This is a genomic window from Hyphomicrobium sp. D-2, from assembly GCF_029872155.1.
Classification (GTDB): domain Bacteria; phylum Pseudomonadota; class Alphaproteobacteria; order Rhizobiales; family Hyphomicrobiaceae; genus Hyphomicrobium_A.
The window spans coordinates 110,304-128,522 of sequence record NZ_JARXLA010000001.1 but is presented as its reverse complement, the minus strand read 5'-3'; the positions used below and the strand labels follow the sequence as shown (position 1 = coordinate 128,522).

Genomic DNA, 18,219 nt, shown 5'->3' with positions numbered 1-18,219 from the left:
GCCGGGACCGAGGGAGAACTTCTGGAGCGCCCGCCTGAGGGCCAGCAATCGACAGAAGCGAAGAACGCCCAACCCGCAATCCTGCCGTCGCCGTTCTATGCCTGCTGATGCGAAACCTCAGGCCGCCCTTCGATGCGTCCCCTCCTCAATCTCCTCGACGATCTTGGCGACGAACGCGTCGATATCCTTGGGATTTCGCGATGTTATGATGCCCTGATCCGCGACCACCGGACGATCGACCCAGCGGCCGCCGGCATTCTTCATATCCGTCTTGATGGAGATGTAAGACGTCACATCGCGGCCATTCACGGCATCGGTCTCGATCAGCAGCCAGGGTGCATGGCAAATCGCTGCCACGATTTTTCCCTTGCCGAGAAACGCTCTGATGATCGCCAGGGCATTGTCATCGACCCGCAGCAGGTCCGGGTTTATCTGCCCACCAGGCAACACCAGCGCATCGTAATTGTCGACATCTACCTTATCGAGAACGAGATCGACATCGACCGACGTCGCCCAATCCTTTCCGCGCCAGCCGCGAATGCTGCCTGAATGGGGCGCGGCGACCTCAACTTTCGCGCCGCGGTTTCGCAACTGCTCCAGCGGGCCGGTCAACTCCGACAGTTCGAAGCCGTCCGTCGCCATGATCAAAATCCGGCTGTCATTGATAGAAGGCATGTCCGTACTCCCTTATCCAATTGCGATCGAATAACGGAGCGCGAACCTGGCGTGTTCCTACAACCGCCAAATCAGGACACTGTTGGTTAAAACAACAAAGCCCGCAGCGGAGCAGCTGCGGGCTACAATGATTGGATTAGAGCCGGGTTAAATTGCGAAATCAGTGAGCTTTGCACCCTTGTTCAGTTTCGCAACCAGCCAATTCGGCTTGCGCCCGCGGCCGGTCCAGGTTTCAGCCTTGTTATCGGGATTTGCGTATTTTGCGGCGCTGGACTTGCCCCGACCACGTCCGCCAAACAGTTCAGAAACGGAAAAGCCGCGCTTTTCGGCAAGCTGCGCCAGCGCCTGCTTGACCTCTGCCCGTTCGCGATCACGCGCCGCACTGATCGCCTTCTGGACCTTTGCCTCAAGCTCGATCAGTTCTTTCAGCGTCAGCTTATCGATATTGGGAATGGCCATCCGGCGGTCCTTCTCGTTTACACACATATATGCCCGGCAAATGCCGCTGCAATGAACCTAGACCGGTTCAATTACTTTTTGCCTTCCATTTGTCAAGAAGCCTACACAAAATACGTGGCGGTTAAGCATGGAATATGAGCAGAGGCTCAAGATTAGCGTGACCTTTTATATCCGCGGCCGTTATCAACATTTTTTCTTTTTGGCTGAAACAGAAGCCCGCCATTTCCATTTTCTAGCGAACCATTTTTGCCGTTCAGGCCGCGTTCAGGCGCCAACAAATATCGTTTTTAAACCCTGAACGCCCATCTTCCCCGGAGTGATCCCCAAGAGGCGCAGTTCTGTTCAGGGGGCTGCGCCTCAACTCCGCGTTGCTTTGATCTGCCTACGCTCTCACCGAGCCCCGCCGATCCGCGAATGCGAGCCGTGATCGGCGCTGCGGACCAGGCGCCGCTTTTGTCGGAGTGATTTGCAAATCACTTTCAGCCCTGCCACGGGTTTTGATAGGCGCCGCCTATCAATCACCATCCCAACGACATCCCGAATAAAATCATCGACAACCGGAACGGCTGTTCGCGCGTTGCCATGACGTATATCAGCCGATAGGTTCCGCGCTGCGGCAGTGCCCCTAGCATTGCCGCGCATTAAAACTCGCACTCACGCCAGAGGCTCGCCACCATGACTTTCAAGCTCCCGCCCCTTCCGTATGCGTATGACTCGCTGACGCCATATATGTCAGCCGAAACGCTGGAATATCATCACGACAAGCACCATCAGGCCTATGTCGACATGGCCAACAAGCTGATCCCCGGCTCCAAGTATGAGGGCAAGAGCATCGAGGAGATCTGCCGCGAAGCCTATGCTGACAAGGCGCAGCCGATCATCAACAACGTCGGCCAGGACTTCAATCACATCCACTTCTGGCAGTGGATGAAGAAGGACGGCGGCGGCAACAAGCTGCCCGGCAACGTGCAGAAGCTGGTCGACGCGTACGGCGGTTTCGACAAGGTTCGCAACGACTTCATCGAGAACGGCAAGACCCAGTTCGGTTCGGGCTGGACCTGGCTTGCAGTTCGCGACGGCAAGCTGGAACTGATGAAGACACCCAACGGCGAAAACCCGCTGATGCACGGTGCATCGCCCATTCTCGGCTGCGACGTGTGGGAGCACAGCTATTACATCGACTATCGCAACGCGCGTCCGAAGTATCTCGAAGCCTGGTTCGACAATCTCGTGAACTGGGAACACGTTGAGGAAATGGCCGCGAAAGCGCTCTGATCCAAAGCGGACTGACATAAAAAAAAAACGGCGTCGCTCACAGGAGCGGCGCCGTTTTCATTTTCAAATGCAATTGATTGATGCTGCGGAAAAAAAACGGGCGTTTTGAGCCCGGCCCGCGCCGCACCCTGGAGCTACTCCGTCTTCGGCTCCAGCGAATTGAGATAGGCCGTGATGGCGCCGACCTCTTCCACTTCGAAAACGAACTCCGGCATGTCCGGGTGCCCCGACACCAGCCCTTCCGCCAACGCCTCGGCGAGATTGTCCGGCGGATAGCGGGTAACAACCACGCGGAACGGCGGCGCTTCCTTGTGCGGACTTGCTCCCTCCGCACCGATCGCATGGCAACGCGCGCAGTTTTCCGTCAGCAGACCACGCCCCTTTTCGATCGCGTCAGCCTGCGCCACCGGCGCAGCGGCGGCGGCATCCGTGCCAGCATCGGCCGCAGCCAGGGGCTGATACGCGGCCAGCAGCGTCAACCCCAGCAACAGCGCCGGCAAGACCACGCTGGCCTTAACTGCGCGGCCAGAACTTCCACGGCCTGCGAATGTTTCAGCCATGACGCTCCCCTAAGCTCAGCATTCCTGCAACAGACTGAAGTCTGCGCGTTAGCGCCTCATACCGATGCTCTTCATGATGATGCTGCGGATCGTCGACGCGACCGTGCGCGCCAACGAGCGCTGCACTTCACGCCCGATCATCTCGCCCATGCCTTGCCGTTTGCGGCCGGTTGGTCCGCGCCCGCCACCGAAGATGGTGTCGAGCCAACCGCCACCGCCGGAAGCATCGGCTTCCTTTGCCGCTGTGGCCTCGGCATTGCGCTTGGCCAACATTTCTTCAGCGCTTTCGCGATTTTTTACCGTGTCATACTTGCCGCTGAACGGGCTGGCGGCCATCAGCGCGCGGCGCTCGGCGTCTGTAACCGGGCCGATGCGTCCCTCTGGTGGTCGGATGAGCGTGCGCTGCACGATTGACGGTTCACCCTTGTTTTCCAGCGTGGAAACAAGCGCCTCGCCCACCTTCAGCTCCAGAATGACGCGCTCGGTATTGAGCTCAGGATTGCGGCGGAAGGTTTCAGCGGCAGCGCGCACGGCCCGCTGCTCCTGCGGCGTGAATGCGCGCAGGGCATGCTGCACGCGGTTGCCGAGCTGTGCCGAAACGGAGTTCGGCACGTCCATCGGGTTCTGCGTGATGAAATAGACGCCGACGCCCTTTGAGCGCACCAGACGCGCAATCTGCTCGATGCGTTCCATTAGTGCCTTGGGCGCGTCATCGAACAAAAGATGCGCTTCGTCGAAGAAGAACACCAGCCGCGGCTTGGGCTGATCGCCCACTTCCGGCAGCGTCTGCCACAGCTTGGTCAGCAGCCACAGCAGGAAGATTGCATAAAGCCGCGGACGCTCCATCAGCTTGTCGGCCGACAGAATGTTCACCACGCCCTTGCCGTCCGGCCCGGTGCGGATCAAATCCCAGATGTCGATTTCCGGCTCGCCGAAGAAGTGGTCGGCACCCTGCTCCTCAAGCACAAGCAGGCGGCGCTGAATGGCGCCAGCGGACTGGATGGCAACGTTGCCGTACTTGACGGAAAGCTCCTTGGCGCGTGAGCCGACATTTGTGACGATGGCGCGCAGATCGCCCAGATTGATGAGCGGCAGACCTTCCTCGGACGCAACGCGGAAAGCGATATTGAGCACGCCCTCCTGCACGTCGTTAAGGTCGAGCATGCGCGAAACCAGCAACGGGCCCATATCCTCGACCGTGGCACGGATCGGGTGCCCGCTGGCGCCAAACACGTCCCAGAACACCACCGGGCTGGCGCTGTTCTTGTAGTCATCGAGGCCCACTTCAGCTGCGCGCTTGAGCAGGAAGTCTTTCGGCTCGCCCACTTCGCCGATGCCGGAAAGGTCACCCTTAATGTCGGCCGCGAACACCGGCACACCGGCGCGCGAAAAACCTTCCGCCAGCACCTGCAGCGTCACGGTTTTGCCGGTGCCGGTCGCGCCGGTAACCAGACCGTGCCGGTTCGCCAGGCTGAGATCGAGATACTCCGGCTTGATACTTTTACCGATAAAGATCTTGCCGTCCTGCAGCACCGATTGGCTCATAGCGGGTTCTGGCCTCCATAGTGGCGCGACTCGGAAGAAACGGGCTCATTTCGCTCTTGGCATGGGATAGTACCCTTTGCAAACAGCAGTTGCATGGCGGACTGGTGGAAAAGTATGTGGGTTGAGGGCCATGCTTCACCGCGCCGAAGCGACGCGACACCGCAGGCATTCTAAATTCCGCAGGTGATCCGGGGCTGGAAAGCCTATAGAAGGTTCACAAAATCGCCGGCCGATGCCCTGCAACGGCCAGAAACACCACGTCAGGACTGAGACCACCCGATATGACCGAGACGACCGCCGCTATCGACCTCGCTTCCGGATTCGACCCGGTATCGTTCGACACGTGGCGCCAACTCGTGGACAAGGCGCTCAAAGGCGCCGATTACGAGCGCCGCCTCGTGGCCAAGACCGCCGACGGTTTGCGGATCGATCCGATCTACACTCGCGCCGACGCCCTGGCTGGCGTCGATGGCATCGCGCCGGGCGGGGCCCCGTTCACCCGTGGCACCTCCGAGTCCGCGCAGGATCTGGGATGGCAGATCCACCAGCGCGTCGTGGAAGCCGATCCGGCTGCGGCCAACAAGGTCATAATGGATGAGCTGGATGGCGGCGCCAACGGCCTCGTGCTGCAGATCGCCGGTCCGGGCCAAAACGGCATCCGCATCACCAGCGTAGGCGATGCAGCGACGTGCCTGCCTGGCGTCTATGTCGATTACGCGCCGATCCAGCTTGTCGGCGGCATTGGTGGCCTTGAGGCCGCGAAATATTTTCTCGGCGCACTGGCTGCGATCAAAAAGGAAGAAGGCGGCACGGCCGTCTCGCGCCTCAACGTCGATCCCGTCGGCACCTTCGCCCGCTACGGCTCGACCTGGGCCCCGATTGAAACCGCGCTGGCGGAAACGGTCGCGTTCGCCCAGGAAGCAGCTCAGGCAGATCGCCCGATCAGCTCGGTGCTGGTCGATGCCACCGTGCCGCATGAAGCAGGCGCCAGCGAAGCGCAGGAACTGGCCTTCCTTGCCGCAGCGCTTGTCACCTATCTGCGCGCGTTTGAAGCCGCCGGTGTTTCTGCCAACGACGCCTTCCCGCAGATCGCGTTCGCGCTGTCAGTCGATACCGACCTGTTCCTGAATGCTGCCAAGGTGCGCGCTGCCCGCACCATCATCGCCCGCATCGCGGAGGCAAGCGGCGCCTCGGCTGCCGACCTGCACATCACCGCGATCACGTCATCGCGCATGATGGCCAAGCGCGACCCGTGGACGAACATGCTGCGCACCACATCAGCCTGCGCGGCGGCTGCATTCGGCGGCGCCAACGCCATCACCGTGCTGCCCTACACCTGGGTGCTCGGCCTGCCGGACCGGTTCTCTCGCCGCATCGCGCGCAACACGCAGCTTGTGCTGCAGGAAGAGTCTCAGCTCGGCCGTGTCGTCGATCCGCTCGGCGGCTCATGGTACGTCGAAAAGCTGACAAACGATCTGGCGCAGAAGGCGTGGGGCCTGTTCCAGGACATCGAGGCCAAGGGCGGACTGCTCGCCGTACTCAACTCCGGCGCACTACAGGACGACATCGCGAAGATGGTCGAGGCCCGCACCAAGGCTGTCGCAACCGGCCGTCAGGAGCTGACCGGCGTGTCGGTGTTCCCGTTCCTCGGCAACGATGGCGTGAAGGTTACGCCCTATCCGCAGGTTGAGGCGACGGGCGCTGCCGTTATCCGCCCGCTGGCCCCTCACCGCACCAGCGAAGCCTTTGAGGCGCTGCGCGATGCCGGCGATGCGTTCGAGGCCAGCACCGGCAAGCGCAAGGCCGTGTTCATGGCCAACCTGGGCGAGATTGCCGAACACAATCGCCGTTCGCAGTGGATGTGGAACTTCCTCGCTGCCGGTGGCATCGAGGGCCTCACCAGCAGCGAAGGATACAAGTCCGCCGACGAGGCTGCCGCCGATTTCAAGGCATCCGGCGCCACCGTCGCCTGCATCTGCTCATCCGACGATGTCTACGCACGCGACGCCGAGGCTGTCGCCAAGGCATTGAAGGCCGCAGGAGCTCAGCAAATTCTGCTGGCGGGTAAGCCGGGTGAGCTGGAAGCGGCATTGCGCGCTGCAGGCGTCAATGACTTCATCTTCGCCGGACAGAATGCCGTTGAAGTGCTGGGCGGTCTGCACAAGACCATCGGGTGAAGACAGGACCATTGGGGAAAGTCGGGGCGAAGCTGATATAGGTTCGGCGCACGCCCTGATTACGCATCTCACGGAGGAAATACGTGGCAAGCCTGCGCTTTCTTTCCAGTCTGTTTGCGCTCATCGCCGTAGTTGCGTTCGTAGCGGACGTGACCCCGGCGCTTAACGGCAATGCGCCGTTCATCTCGCACAGCGTGATGAGCTACTGGTCGGAACTGGCGCCCGCCTCACTGGCTGCGACGCAAGCCAATATCACCGCCATGACACGGCCGTGGGTGTGGGACCCGGTGCTGACCAGCATCCTCAACTTCCCGATGTCGCTGCTGTTTGCGAGCCTTGCAGTGCTCTGCGGCTACTTCGGTCGCCGCCGCGAAGAGCTGCGCATTCACATCAACTGATCGCCGCTGGCGCAAAATTTCACAGCTCTAGAAGCCGCCCATGATGGCCTTCGTTACGCTGGTCAATGCGGGCGGCAGTCCGCTGCTGGGCGGGAAGGCAATGTCGAGCGCGATTCCGACAACAACCATCCCCAGCAGCAATGCGATGGTCCGCATCACCCAGCGCCGATGCGTTGCATTGAGCGCGGCGATTTCCGTTTCCGGCACCTCACCTTCGCTTTCACTGATGAAATCGCGATTGAGCCCTAGAAACTTCTTCTGCACTGAACGGCGCACATTGCCGCGATTGCGCACCTCCAGCCCGGCGCGATGCGCGATCTGTTCCGCGATCACGGGATAGGGGAAGCAGGGATCTGTGTTGGCTTCGTTGATGTAGCCGAGGCGCAGCGCCGACTGATCCTTCAGAATGATGCGCGCTCCCTGCAGCAACACCGGTGCAACCGAGCCGCCATAAATCTCACGCCGCGTTTCAACCGCCTCGATATCGTCGTAGGGGATGTCGAAGTTGCGATACTTCACGATCGGCGTCGGACCACGTCCGGCGGGCAGCGTCATCTTCACCGACTTCGGCCCCAGTTCGATGCGCGTGCGCAGTGAATGCATCACTTCGATCAGCAGCAGAAACATGATGGCGCTGAACCCGGCCGCCAGCACCAACAGTCCGAACGTACCGGTCCACACGCCTTGGGAGAGGCGCCAGAACAGCATCGGGGCCAGGCTGAGGTAAAACGGCAGCAGCAGAATGAACACAAGGCAGAACGCCAGCTTGCGCCCACGCGTGGCCTCATAAACGGTGCGCTCGTGTACCTGCCCGTTGCTATCGGGCACTGAGGGCGCCGTCCCATCGACGACCGCTACATCCGCCATTGTCATCCCCTCAAAACTCAACCACCGACGCTTCCAGCAGTCCCTAGCAGCGCTTACGCAACAATTTTCACGACAACATGACCTCGCCCACCACTGACGATCGGTCCGGCGCGATACTATATCAGTGCCACAGCCACACCAGATCCGGATTGGAGACATGCTTTTTCGCAAGCCAAAACCGATGATGCCAACGCCTGAAACGGCTTTGAAGGGCCGCCCGGCACCGATCCCCACCGCCGATGCGCACGACATTTTCTCGCGCCCGCTCAAAGGGCCATATCCGGCCGGGCTTGAGATGGCGATGTTTGGCATCGGCTGCTTCTGGGGCGCAGAACGCAAGTTCTGGTCGCTGGGCACCGGCATATGGATCACCGCCGTCGGCTACGCTGGCGGCTACACGCCCAACCCGACCTATCCTGAAGTCTGCTCCGGGCAGACCGGCCACAACGAGGTTGTGCTGGTCGTCTACGACCCCAAGCTCATCCGCTACGAGGCGCTGCTGAAGACGTTTTGGGAAAACCACAATCCCACGCAGGGCATGCAGCAGGGCAACGATATCGGCACACAGTATCGCTCGGGGATTTACTGGTTCACCGAAGCGCAACGGCAGGCTGCCGAAGCCTCAAGAGCTGCCTATCAGCAGGCACTGACGCAGAACCGGCTGGGCCAGATCACGACCGAAATTCTGCCGGCGCCGGAGTTCTTTTTCGCCGAGGACTACCATCAGCAGTACCTCTCGAAGGTGCCGCAGGGATACTGCGGGCTGGGTGGAACGGGCGTGAGCTGCCCAATGCCAACCGGCGTCAGCGTCGAAGGATAACTGCTCGCGGCGGCGGCGATGGGATGTGTCGGACGCGCGATGTCGGCTCGAAACAACGCGTCAGGCAAAAAACAAAAGCCAGGGCTTCCCCTGGCTTTTTTATAGTCAGATCAGGCCGCAAATCGTACGCCGCTATTTCTTTTTCGGCGGGGTTGCGCCGGTCGTGGTGCCGGCCATTGCCTCCGTAACAACCGGAACCCCCGGGCTTTCAATCACGACCCGGCATTCCTGTGGCAGTTGGTCGAGAGTGATGCGGCGGCGCTCACTCGGCGGCACCCATTTCAGGTCCCGGCTTTGGCGGAGGCGGCGGCTTCAGGGAAGCCTCAACCTTCTTGAGCCAGCCTGTCACCTCAGCGCCGCATCCATCGTCACCCTTGACCGGCACCTGCGGTTCGCAGCCACCGTTCGGACAACCGATGCGGATGTGGAAGTGATAATGGTGGCCCCAGATCGGCCGCACCTTGCCCAGCCAAACCGCACGATTGGGATCGTCCTTGGTTGTTTCGCACAGTGACTTTTTGATCGCGGGGTGAACGAACACGCGTTCAACCGATAGGTACGAGGCAGCGCGCTTGATCACGGCAGCATGGGAAGCCGTGAACACCTTGGGATTTACAGCCAGCTTGGTATTATCCAGCATCGACGTCGCTGAAATTTCCTCGCGCTCCTTGCGCGTCAGCACACGGTTCGGCATCGGCGTAAGCCAGATATCGGCATCAAGACCAATCTGATGGCTGGCGTGTCCGGTCAGCATCGGGCCACCACGCGGCTGCGAGATGTCGCCGACGAGCAGTCCGTTCCAGCCGTCCTGTTTCACTTCACCGGCAAAGCGCTGCAGCAGCTTGACCAATTTGGGATGCCCCCAGGCCCGATTGCGCGACAGCCGCATCGCCTGCCAGTTGGGGCCGTTGTCAGCAAGGTGCACACCTCCGGAAAGGCAGCCCTTCGCATACGAGCCAATGGCGCGCGGACTGAGATCGGCGGCAACTTTCGGCTTGCCGAACAGCTCCTTGGCCAGCGGCGGAGGATTTTTCTTTTCCGGCACGGGCACGGCAACCGCCGCCCGTTGCGCCTCAACGGGAACTGGCGCCTTGATGGCTGACTTGGCCGGCGCAGGCTTCGCCGCCGCTGCCGGTTTGGTAGCATGCGGTTTTGCCGCTTGCGGTTCCGCCGTAGCAGAATAAGGGATCAAACACAGCGATCCGATCAGGCAAAGGGCACGGGTGCGTTGCATAGCTCCCCCTTTAACAAGGTTCAGGCCTAGCAAGGTTCAGGCCATAATAGTTCCATACCGTTAAAAAGCGACCTCCGACTGGAAGCGTTCGTTAACCCAGGAAAACAATTGGCGAGCAGATTTGATCAACTTTTTGACCGCAGGTTCTGACAAAGCTTTCGCGCATGTGTTGCTGGCACATGGCGCAGGCGCGCCAATGACAAGCCCATATCTCAACGCCGTGAGCGACCTGCTTTGCGAGCATGGCCTGCAGGTATCGCGATTCGAGTTCGAATATATGGCAGCGCGCCGCGATGGCGGCAAACGCAAACCGCCGCCCCGCGCCGATCGGCTGACAACGGAATACCTGCTTGCTGTCAAAGCGCTTCACGATCAAACACCTGCACTGAAAAACGGGAACCAGCGGCTGATCATTGGCGGCAAATCCATGGGCGGCCGCGTTGCCAGCATGGTTGCCCAGGAACTGTATGCGTCGCAGCAGATATCCGGGCTAGTCTGTCTTGGATATCCGTTTCACCCGCCCGGAAAGCCGGAAAATCTGCGTACAGCCCATTTGCGCGACATCACGTGCCCGACGTTGATTGTGCAGGGAGAGCGCGACCCGTTCGGTACACGCGCCGAGGTGACCGGCACCGATGGGCACGCGGGCTATGACCTTTCGCAAGCAATCGAAATGGTTTGGATTCCCGACGGCGACCATGACTTCGCACCGCGCCGGGGCAGCGGGTTTACGCGCGCAGGCAATCTGGCGCTCGCCGCGGATGCTGTTGCAGCTTTTGCCACGCGTGGCTGACACGTGGTGCAATGCCGCCACTGCACTGGCGTCGGAAGCCCGCTCCGCCACTGAAACGAAAAACGCCTCCGGCAACACTGCCGGAGGCGCTCCAAAACGGCGGATACTGCGGACTGGCAATGATGCGTACCGCGAAACACAGCGGACGCACGGCAATGCCATTGCAGATCAGTCAGCCTTCTTGCCGAGCTTCGCTTTGATGCTCTTCAGACCATCCTTGAAAATGCCGTCGATGGTATCGGTGGCTTCACCGTCTTTCTTGCCATCGACCGCGTCGTACTTGGCAGTCCAGAGGATCTTGACCTCATCGGCATCGTCATTATCGGGCACGATCGAGAACTGCGCCTGATAGTTCTTCACCGGCAGCGGGCTCTCGGTGATGACATAGGTGTAGCTGGTATCGCCCTTCTCGATGAGCTTCTCCTTGATGACGCCGCCATCCTGCAAAGTGAGCTTGCGGAAAATGTCATCGCCTTCTTTGATCTCTTCGCAGGTCTTTACCGCCGGATGCCAATCGGCAATCGCGCACCAGTCACCGAACTGGCCCCACAGCGCCTTGCGCTCTTCAGCATTTTTGTTCTTGTCGACCTTAACTTCCACATCCTCCTTGGAAGTAAGGTGATGCGCCTGCGCGCCACCGGCGAACGGCAGCATTGCGATGGAAAGAAGGGCAGCGGCAATTGGCAGTTTCATGGTGTTCTCCCGGGCTATCAGCCCACACGTTTTCCGCCCCGGCGCGCGCGTCGGAACGAAGCATTTTAACCGCTCAGGCAGCAGAGATGAAGGGCGTTTCGGGATTTTGAACTCTTGCCAGAAAGTCTGAGACCGGCATCGGAGCGCCGATGTAGAAGCCCTGAATATGCTGCGCACCTTCACCGCGCATGATCGCGAACTGCTCGTCGGTTTCGACACCCTCGGCGGTAACATGCAAACCAAGGCTGTGCGCCAACATGATGATGGCCCGCACAATCTTGAGCGAGCCACCATTGCGGGTGATATCCCGCACAAACGAATGATCTATCTTGATGCGATCGAATGAAAATCGATGCAGATAGCTCAGCGAGGAATAGCCGGTTCCAAAATCATCGAGGGCGATGGAAACGCCCAGGTCGCTCAACTCATCCAGAACTGCGATGTTGACCGCGTTGTCACGCAGAAGCACCGACTCCGTCACTTCCAGTTCCAGGCGGGATGGCTCAAGCCCCGTCTGTTCAAGTATCGACGCGACCGTTAGCGCGAGTGCGGGGTTTTCGAACTGAGCTGGCGACAGGTTAACCGCAACCCGCAGATCTTCCCGCCACGATTTGGCATGATTGCACGCGCGGCGCAGAACCCAGCCCCCGATTTCGTCAATCAACCCGCTCTGCTCGGCCAAAGGAATAAACTCTGCCGGCGACACCATCCCCCGCGTCGGATGGTTCCAGCGCACCAGCGCTTCGGCGCCGATGATATGGCCGCGTTCCAGGCAGAAAACCGGCTGATAATAAACTTCGAGCTGCTCGCTCTCAATCGCCAGACGCAGATCCGTTTCGGCGCGGTGGCGCGCGTGCATCTGCGCGTTGATTTCCTTCTCGTGGAAGAAGTATGTGCCGCTGCCCGTTGCCTTGACGCGCTGCATGGCGTTGGCGGCATCGCGGATCATTTCATCAGCGCTGATGGACTCCTGTCCGAATGCAATGCCAATGCTGGCCTTCAGTTGAATTCGCCGTCCGTCCAGCAGCACCGGCGCACTGACGGCATCTATGATCTCGCGGGCACGCCGGGCAGCGTCGAGCGGTTTGATGTCTCCGACAAAAATGACCGCAAACTCATCGCCGCCAACGCGCGCGACAGCATCCTGGTCGCGTATAAGCTCACGCAATCGCGCGGCAACGAGGCGAAGCAGTTCGTCGCCGCCACCGTATCCGAACTGCTCATTCATCGACCGGAAGCGGTCAAGCGCGATATAAAGCAATGCTACCGACTGGCCGCTGTTGCCTATGATCGAGATCGTCTCGGCTAATCTCTGCTGAATGCGCGCCAGGTTGGGCAGCTTGGTCAACGCGTCCGTGAATGCATGCTCGTAGGCGCGGGTGCGCGTCTCGTCCTGCTCCAGCGCGATCAGCGCCAGTTGCTGACAGCAAGCAATGATCTGCCGCTCAAGCGGTGTGGGGCCACGCGCTTCCACGCAGTACAGCGCAAACACGCCAATCACCCGGCCTGCTTTATTCTTGATCGGATGGGACCAGCATGCACGCAGGCCTAATGGCAAAGCCAGATGACGGAAAAACTCCCACAGCGGGTCAGTTGCAATATCGGCAACCTCTACGGCTTCACCGAGAAAGGCAGCGGTGCCGCAGGAGCCCACTTTCGGACCGATGAGCGCGCCATCGACAGCTTTTGAATAATGGAAAGGAAGCCCCGGACTGGCCAGATGACGGAGCTGACTGCCACCGTCGACCGCGAGAATGCTGCAGATGATGCCAGGCGCGAGCGCTTCAACCTTGCGGCACATCATTTCCAGCACCGGCACAAGTTGGGTGCCGTTGGCCATCGCCTGCAACATTTCTTGCTGAAGCACGTGTAGCCGCGAAGCAGCCGAGTTACACGCTTCCACTTTCGCAAGCCGGCCGACCGGACCGATGAACTGGCTGATCTCCAGCTTTACCGCGTCGGCCATGCCCCCGGACCCCGACACGGATCTTGGCGCGACCTCCAGAACAGCGATGTGCCGGTCCAGATTGCTATTGGCCCAGATCTCATCCCATCGATCCGCTAGCTCCGGCCAAACGTCACCGGCTCTGCAGTGGTTCAGGTCTTGAATGATGCTGATGCAATGGTCGGCGAAGGCTGGCGACCAGCCTTGAATTCTTCCGGCCTCATCAAACAATGCCACCGGCGCGTGAGGCGCAAGTTGGATATCGGCAGCATATCGGCCCATGGCCATCGCCCAAGCCCCCGCAGTTGGTATGACGCGCATCCGCGCTAAAGCAATTCGAACCCAATGCGCGATAAAAATAGGTTACAAACTCCGCCGATATACGTGCAAAAACCTTATTTGCGGTGCAACAAAAAAGCACAGCTGTTATTTTCAGTGCCAAATCGCCTTATAAAACGCCAATTAATTATCTCCGATCACGCCTTTAATTAATTTTCGGGAATGCTGCGATGGCGAACCAGAGCGGCCTTTTCCAATGCAGCTTTAAGCAGCGCATCAAGTTGCAGCGCCTCCTCCAGTAGCTTTAGAAACTCCCTTTCACCATCCTTGATTGCCAGATCACTGGCGGCCACTTCAGCGGCCAATGCATAAGCTGTTTCGCGAAGATCGGGGGACAGCGCGGCAACTATCATTTGAACGACCTTGCCCATGCCGTCAGGCTTTGAAAGCAGCCGACCGCAATCCTGGGCCTCCCGGCTCATCCAATCGCCACTCAAAGCGCGAAAGGCCGGCAGCTCCGCGACCATGGAATTGATGCGCAACAGCTCCGGCTGAGAAACCGTTCTGTCCGATGCGGCGGCGGCAAACATCGCGTATATCAGTGCTTCCTGCGGCGTCAGAACCCCAGAACTTGTTCGGTCGCTATTCAAATGATCCTCCGCCGTATGCTGCAGACAGAATGGGCGGCTCCCTTTGCCTCAGGGACATTGACGCCGACACCGCGTGGAACATAGGTTCCCGGCACGAAAAATTCACGACCTCCCCAATCCTCGAACCAAAGATAGCTGCTCAATGTCCGCTTCCTCCCCCGACCTGTCGTCAGCTCTGGCAAACGCGCGCGCCTGGCCCTTTGAAGAGGCCCGTCGACTGATCGCGCGTCTCGACAAGATCAAGGACGGTGCGGACAAAACGGTCATTTTCGAGACGGGGTATGGCCCGTCAGGGTTGCCGCACATCGGCACCTTCGGCGAAGTGGCGCGCACCAGCATGGTTCGCCATGCCTTCGAGATGCTGACGGAGGGCAAGCGCCCGACACGCCTGATTTGTTTCTCGGACGATATGGACGGTCTGCGCAAAGTGCCGACCAACGTACCCAATCAGGAGTTGCTGCACGCGGCGCTTGAACGGCCGCTGACGCGCGTACCCGATCCGTTCGGCAAGTTCGAGAGCTTTGCGCATCCTAACAACGCGATGTTGCGCGCGTTTCTCGACCAGTTCGGGTTTTCCTACGAGTTCATGTCCGCGACCGACGCCTACACGTCGGGCCGCTTCGACGAGACGCTGCTGCGTATGCTGGAGGTCTATGACAAGGTCATGGATATCATCCTGCCGACGCTCGGCCCGGAGCGCCGCGCCACCTATTCGCCGTTCCTGCCCGTGTCGCCCACCTCCGGCAAGGTGCTGCAAGTGCCGATGATCGAGCGCGATCCAAGAGGGGCACGATCGTCTACATCGATCCGGACAGCGGCGAGAAGATTGAAACCACCGTAACCGGCGGCGCTGTAAAGTGTCAGTGGAAGGCCGATTGGGCTTTGCGCTGGACCGCACTCGGCGTCGACTACGAAATGGCGGGCAAGGATCTGATCGAAAGCGTTCAGCTTTCTTCGCGCATCTGCAAGGCCCTCGGCGGCACACCGCCGGAAGGCTTCAACTACGAGCTGTTCCTCGACGATCGCGGCGAAAAGATCTCAAAGTCCAAGGGCAACGGACTGACCATCGACGAATGGCTGAGCTATGCCAGTCCGGAAAGCCTGTCGCTGTTCATGTATCAGAAGCCGAAGTCGGCCAAGCGGCTGTACTTCGATGTGATCCCGCGCGCGGTTGACGAATATCTGCAGTTGCTGGCCGCCTATCCGCGTCAGGAAGACAAGGCGCGGCTTGATAACGCCATTTGGCACATTCACTCCGGCAACCCGCCGACCGGCGATGTGCCGCTGACATTCGCGCTGTTGCTGAACCTCGTTGCGGCCTCAAATGCCGACGACAAGGCAGTGCTGTGGGGATTCATTCGCCGGCATGTCGAAGGGGTCAGCCCGGAGACACATCCGCTGCTCGATCAGCTCGCCGGATACGCAGTGCGCTACTACACCGACTTCGTGAAGCCGCAGAAGAAGTATCGCCCGGCCGACGAAGTTGAAGTTGAAGCCCTGCGCGCGCTTTCTGAAGCTCTGGCCAACACCGATCCCGCTGCATCCGCAGAAGATCTGCAAGCGGTCATCTATGACGTTGGCCGCGCCATCCCGCGCTATCAGGACTTCAACGCCAAGAATGCAACGCCGGAGCGGCCGGGCGTCTCGAACGCATGGTTCGGCGCGATCTATCAGGTGCTTCTGGGCGAAGAGAAGGGCCCGCGCTTCGGTAGCTTCGTGCAGGTTTACGGCATCAGTGAAACGCGCGCGCTGATCGATAAGGCGTTGAAGGGCGAACTACTCGCCTGATGGCGAACCCTTCTTCGAAGCTGGGCCTGCAAGACGGGTCCAGTTCATGACCTGAATAGCCATGCCTCCCTCGGTGGCGGCACGGCTTTCAGCGTGGTGTGATATCCGCGTCAGGCGACGACGCTGCGCACGGGTGCCGGTTGCGACATTCCCTGCACATCGATGCCCCACATGTCGCGCATCAGGCCAAGCAACTTCGCCTCACGGGCGCGGATATCCTCGGCGCGCCACGTGGCTGCCTCAGCGGCATCGCGCGTAATCGGCAACACCGGAGGATCGTTGACCGAGCCGCGGTAGATCTCCTGCTTACGGTCGAATTCCTGATTACGTGCGCGGTCGTTCTGTTTCTGCGATACGGCCACGAGATTGCCGAGACTGTCGGTGCACGCCTCGCGCTCTTCCGCATCAGCAAACCAGCGCCGCCATTCGCTTGAGGCGCCGGGCCGTTGCGGCAGCACATGCTCGACACTGTAATCGCGCGGATCTAGCACCGTGGCCGAGCGCGTCAACTCATCGTTGAGGCGCAGCAACAGTTGCTTGCAGACCTGCGCATCACGGCGATACATCGAGCGCAGATGGTAGCCGATGTTGCGCATCTCGTCGCGGCTGATGGCAAACGGCCCGCGCTGAGGATCAATCGGCTCGCCGGACTTGATGATTTGAAGCACGGCGCTCATCCGGCGGATGCGCTTGCCCGTGCCCAGACACAACACGCGCATCAGATGCACCAGCCGGTCAATTTCCTTCAGCAGTTGTGCCGCGCGCCTCGGATCATCGGCGTATTGGCTTAGCGTCAGAATGGCGGCAGGCGCCCAATCACCTTCTGGCAAGCGACCGAGATAAACGAGATAGCGGCGCACCTCGGCGTCGATATTCAGGTTCACGTCGGTAGCGCGCAGAACTGTATCGTAGGCTTTCGATAGCGGTGCCAGCACGTCATTCAAGAACGTTTCGGCGCCACCCACATCCCGGATCGTGCGACGTACGCCGGCGATGATCTTCGCGTCCTCGCGGCCGTAGATCGTGAAGATATGACTGAACAGCGTCTCGAAGTGCGGACCGAGCAACGCTGCGGCCGTTTCCCATTTTTCATTGGCCGCTTCCATGCCTTGCTGCGGCACACCCTTCAGTATTTCAACCTTCAGGATGTCGTTGCGCTGCAGCGCACGGCCGCGCTCGTTCAACACCGTGAACAAACGGTGCGCCCGATCGATATCGCGGGTGAGCACAACTACGAAATGGCACTGCCCGCACAGATAGTCCGCCAGACTGCGGCGGTCGGCTTCATTGAGGGATGACACCTCGCGCATGAAATAATCGCGGACCGCGAGCAGACGCTCCTCCGCTTCGGCGAGGGTGTCTTCCGGCGGGACGACCGTGCACGCACCGCGCACCTGAATATAATTCTCCAGGAACTCCTGTTCCCGCGCGCTTAGCTCAATGCGGAACTTCCCGCTATGCAACGGCGAAGCGAGCCCATCGGCCAATACCATGTGGTCGAGCCGATTACGCGCACCCCAACGCCAGCGCTCTGTTCCCAGGTCGCGCAGCTACGGCCACAAGAATTGCAAGCGTCACAAGCCGCTGCTGACCATCGATGATCTCGAACAGCCGCGCTCTGCGCTCGCGCTCCTTCGGCAAGCCGCGATCGGCATTGTCGAGCAGAAGGATTGTGCCCAGAAAGTAGTCGGGCTCTTCCCAACCCGCGCGACCAGCCAGACCGGCAGCGGTAAGAATGTCCTCCAGCAGTTGCCCCGCCTCACCGGTCGTCCAGGAATACGGGCGCTGGAAAGCAGGCACCGAAAAATGAAACGGCGAAGAGAACAAATCCGTTAGGGTCAGGGACGCTGTTGGAAGACCGGGGAACATAGAGCCGCTTTTTTGTTTTTGATGTTCTACTGGCCTGACGCTAAAGGCGACAGGAGCTGATAAACTGTCGTGTCGTTTTGCTTACTCGCGCAGATGCCGGGGGAGCCTAAGCGCAAGACCTTCGAGGTCTATCACGCCTGCGGGCCGTACAACAGATGAGATGCAATAAATGTGTCGCTGCGTGTTGGCTTC

The 18,219-nt window shown here is 60.1% G+C and carries 16 protein-coding genes and 1 pseudogene; 6 read left to right on the top strand and 11 right to left on the bottom strand.

The genetic code is table 11. From position 1 onward, the window contains the following. Window positions 1-117: 117 nt before the first annotated feature. Both QEZ49_RS00560 and QEZ49_RS00555 read right to left on the bottom strand, forming a co-directional pair. On the bottom strand, window positions 118-675 hold the full coding sequence (locus QEZ49_RS00560; RefSeq protein ID WP_280383184.1) for a type 1 glutamine amidotransferase domain-containing protein: 558 nt from the start codon (window positions 673-675) through the stop codon (window positions 118-120). A gap of 147 nt (window positions 676-822) precedes the next feature. Continuing rightward, window positions 823-1,134: an H-NS histone family protein gene (locus tag QEZ49_RS00555; RefSeq protein WP_280383182.1), complete on the bottom strand. Its 312-nt coding sequence runs from the start codon at window positions 1,132-1,134 to the stop codon at window positions 823-825. A 675-nt stretch (window positions 1,135-1,809) separates the two neighbouring features. On the opposite strand from QEZ49_RS00555, the gene QEZ49_RS00550 reads away from it, so the two are divergent. Beyond that, window positions 1,810-2,409 carry a superoxide dismutase gene (locus QEZ49_RS00550; RefSeq protein WP_068460524.1) on the top strand — a complete coding sequence of 200 codons (600 nt, stop codon included), beginning with the start codon at window positions 1,810-1,812 and terminating at the stop codon, window positions 2,407-2,409. Window positions 2,410-2,543: 134 nt separating this feature from the next. Here the strand turns inward: QEZ49_RS00550 and QEZ49_RS00545 are convergent, their stop codons facing one another. After that, complete coding sequence (locus tag QEZ49_RS00545) at window positions 2,544-2,969, bottom strand: cytochrome c (protein ID WP_280383179.1); 426 nt, start codon at window positions 2,967-2,969, stop codon at window positions 2,544-2,546. Window positions 2,970-3,017: 48 nt separating this feature from the next. Further along, the gene (locus tag QEZ49_RS00540) at window positions 3,018-4,514 is read right to left on the bottom strand and encodes a helicase HerA-like domain-containing protein (RefSeq protein ID WP_280383177.1); all 1,497 of its coding nucleotides are present in this window, start codon (window positions 4,512-4,514) and stop codon (window positions 3,018-3,020) included. Between the two features lie 281 nt (window positions 4,515-4,795). On the opposite strand from QEZ49_RS00540, the gene QEZ49_RS00535 reads away from it, so the two are divergent. Beyond that, window positions 4,796-6,691, top strand: a complete 1,896-nt coding sequence (locus QEZ49_RS00535) for a methylmalonyl-CoA mutase family protein (RefSeq protein ID WP_280383175.1) — start codon at window positions 4,796-4,798, stop codon at window positions 6,689-6,691. Between the two features lie 83 nt (window positions 6,692-6,774). Further along, window positions 6,775-7,089, top strand: coding sequence for a hypothetical protein (locus QEZ49_RS00530; RefSeq protein WP_280383173.1), 315 nt, complete (start codon window positions 6,775-6,777; stop codon window positions 7,087-7,089). A gap of 27 nt (window positions 7,090-7,116) precedes the next feature. On the opposite strand, the gene QEZ49_RS00525 is transcribed toward QEZ49_RS00530, so the two are convergent. Continuing rightward, window positions 7,117-7,956 carry a hypothetical protein gene (locus QEZ49_RS00525; protein ID WP_280383171.1) on the bottom strand — a complete coding sequence of 280 codons (840 nt, stop codon included), beginning with the start codon at window positions 7,954-7,956 and terminating at the stop codon, window positions 7,117-7,119. A gap of 157 nt (window positions 7,957-8,113) precedes the next feature. Here QEZ49_RS00525 and msrA point away from each other — a divergent pair, with 157 nt between their 5' ends. Next, window positions 8,114-8,776 (top strand): peptide-methionine (S)-S-oxide reductase MsrA, encoded by a 663-nt coding sequence (msrA, locus tag QEZ49_RS00520; protein ID WP_280383170.1) that lies wholly within the window; start codon window positions 8,114-8,116, stop codon window positions 8,774-8,776. A 262-nt stretch (window positions 8,777-9,038) separates the two neighbouring features. Here msrA and mepA read toward each other — a convergent pair whose 3' ends face one another. After that, window positions 9,039-9,968 carry a penicillin-insensitive murein endopeptidase gene (gene mepA / locus QEZ49_RS00515; RefSeq protein WP_280383168.1) on the bottom strand — a complete coding sequence of 310 codons (930 nt, stop codon included), beginning with the start codon at window positions 9,966-9,968 and terminating at the stop codon, window positions 9,039-9,041. A gap of 163 nt (window positions 9,969-10,131) precedes the next feature. Here mepA and QEZ49_RS00510 point away from each other — a divergent pair, with 163 nt between their 5' ends. Beyond that, window positions 10,132-10,803, top strand: a complete 672-nt coding sequence (locus QEZ49_RS00510; protein WP_280383167.1) for an alpha/beta family hydrolase — start codon at window positions 10,132-10,134, stop codon at window positions 10,801-10,803. A 168-nt stretch (window positions 10,804-10,971) separates the two neighbouring features. Here QEZ49_RS00510 and QEZ49_RS00505 read toward each other — a convergent pair whose 3' ends face one another. The 3 genes from QEZ49_RS00505 to QEZ49_RS00495 all read right to left on the bottom strand — a co-directional run bounded on the left by QEZ49_RS00505 (window position 10,972) and on the right by QEZ49_RS00495 (window position 14,310). After that, on the bottom strand, window positions 10,972-11,496 hold the full coding sequence (locus tag QEZ49_RS00505; RefSeq protein WP_280383165.1) for an SRPBCC family protein: 525 nt from the start codon (window positions 11,494-11,496) through the stop codon (window positions 10,972-10,974). 73 nt (window positions 11,497-11,569) lie between these two features. Further along, window positions 11,570-13,462 (bottom strand): GGDEF domain-containing protein, encoded by a 1,893-nt coding sequence (locus QEZ49_RS00500; RefSeq protein ID WP_280383163.1) that lies wholly within the window; start codon window positions 13,460-13,462, stop codon window positions 11,570-11,572. 467 nt (window positions 13,463-13,929) lie between these two features. Continuing rightward, the gene (locus QEZ49_RS00495; protein ID WP_280383161.1) at window positions 13,930-14,310 is read right to left on the bottom strand and encodes a Tellurite resistance protein TerB; all 381 of its coding nucleotides are present in this window, start codon (window positions 14,308-14,310) and stop codon (window positions 13,930-13,932) included. Window positions 14,311-14,512: 202 nt separating this feature from the next. Between QEZ49_RS00495 and QEZ49_RS00490 the strand changes: the two are divergent. Further along, window positions 14,513-16,158: pseudogene (locus QEZ49_RS00490) on the top strand (lysine--tRNA ligase). A 110-nt stretch (window positions 16,159-16,268) separates the two neighbouring features. Here the strand turns inward: QEZ49_RS00490 and QEZ49_RS00485 are convergent. Together QEZ49_RS00485 and QEZ49_RS00480 are read right to left on the bottom strand one after the other, a co-directional pair. Next, window positions 16,269-17,651, bottom strand: coding sequence for an HNH endonuclease family protein (locus QEZ49_RS00485; protein WP_280383159.1), 1,383 nt, complete (start codon window positions 17,649-17,651; stop codon window positions 16,269-16,271). Window positions 17,652-17,664: 13 nt separating this feature from the next. Beyond that, window positions 17,665-18,027 carry a DUF262 domain-containing protein gene (locus tag QEZ49_RS00480; protein WP_280383157.1) on the bottom strand — a complete coding sequence of 121 codons (363 nt, stop codon included), beginning with the start codon at window positions 18,025-18,027 and terminating at the stop codon, window positions 17,665-17,667. Window positions 18,028-18,219: the final 192 nt, after the last annotated feature.

Excerpts from the sequence above, each read along its gene's own strand:
- QEZ49_RS00560 (WP_280383184.1), bottom strand. The coding sequence starts at position 675 with ATGCCTTCTATCAATGACAGCCGGATTTTGATCATGGCGACGGACGGC.
- QEZ49_RS00555 (WP_280383182.1), bottom strand. The coding sequence starts at position 1,134 with ATGGCCATTCCCAATATCGATAAGCTGACGCTGAAAGAACTGATCGAG.
- QEZ49_RS00550 (WP_068460524.1), top strand. The coding sequence starts at position 1,810 with ATGACTTTCAAGCTCCCGCCCCTTCCGTATGCGTATGACTCGCTGACG.
- QEZ49_RS00545 (WP_280383179.1), bottom strand. The coding sequence starts at position 2,969 with ATGGCTGAAACATTCGCAGGCCGTGGAAGTTCTGGCCGCGCAGTTAAG.
- QEZ49_RS00540 (WP_280383177.1), bottom strand. The coding sequence starts at position 4,514 with ATGAGCCAATCGGTGCTGCAGGACGGCAAGATCTTTATCGGTAAAAGT.
- QEZ49_RS00535 (WP_280383175.1), top strand. The coding sequence starts at position 4,796 with ATGACCGAGACGACCGCCGCTATCGACCTCGCTTCCGGATTCGACCCG.
- QEZ49_RS00525 (WP_280383171.1), bottom strand. The coding sequence starts at position 7,956 with ATGGCGGATGTAGCGGTCGTCGATGGGACGGCGCCCTCAGTGCCCGAT.
- msrA (WP_280383170.1), top strand. The coding sequence starts at position 8,114 with ATGCTTTTTCGCAAGCCAAAACCGATGATGCCAACGCCTGAAACGGCT.
- QEZ49_RS00505 (WP_280383165.1), bottom strand. The coding sequence starts at position 11,496 with ATGAAACTGCCAATTGCCGCTGCCCTTCTTTCCATCGCAATGCTGCCG.
- QEZ49_RS00500 (WP_280383163.1), bottom strand. The coding sequence starts at position 13,462 with ATGGCCGACGCGGTAAAGCTGGAGATCAGCCAGTTCATCGGTCCGGTC.
- QEZ49_RS00495 (WP_280383161.1), bottom strand. The coding sequence starts at position 14,310 with ATGTTTGCCGCCGCCGCATCGGACAGAACGGTTTCTCAGCCGGAGCTG.
- QEZ49_RS00485 (WP_280383159.1), bottom strand. The coding sequence starts at position 17,651 with ATGGTATTGGCCGATGGGCTCGCTTCGCCGTTGCATAGCGGGAAGTTC.
- QEZ49_RS00480 (WP_280383157.1), bottom strand. The coding sequence starts at position 18,027 with ATGTTCCCCGGTCTTCCAACAGCGTCCCTGACCCTAACGGATTTGTTC.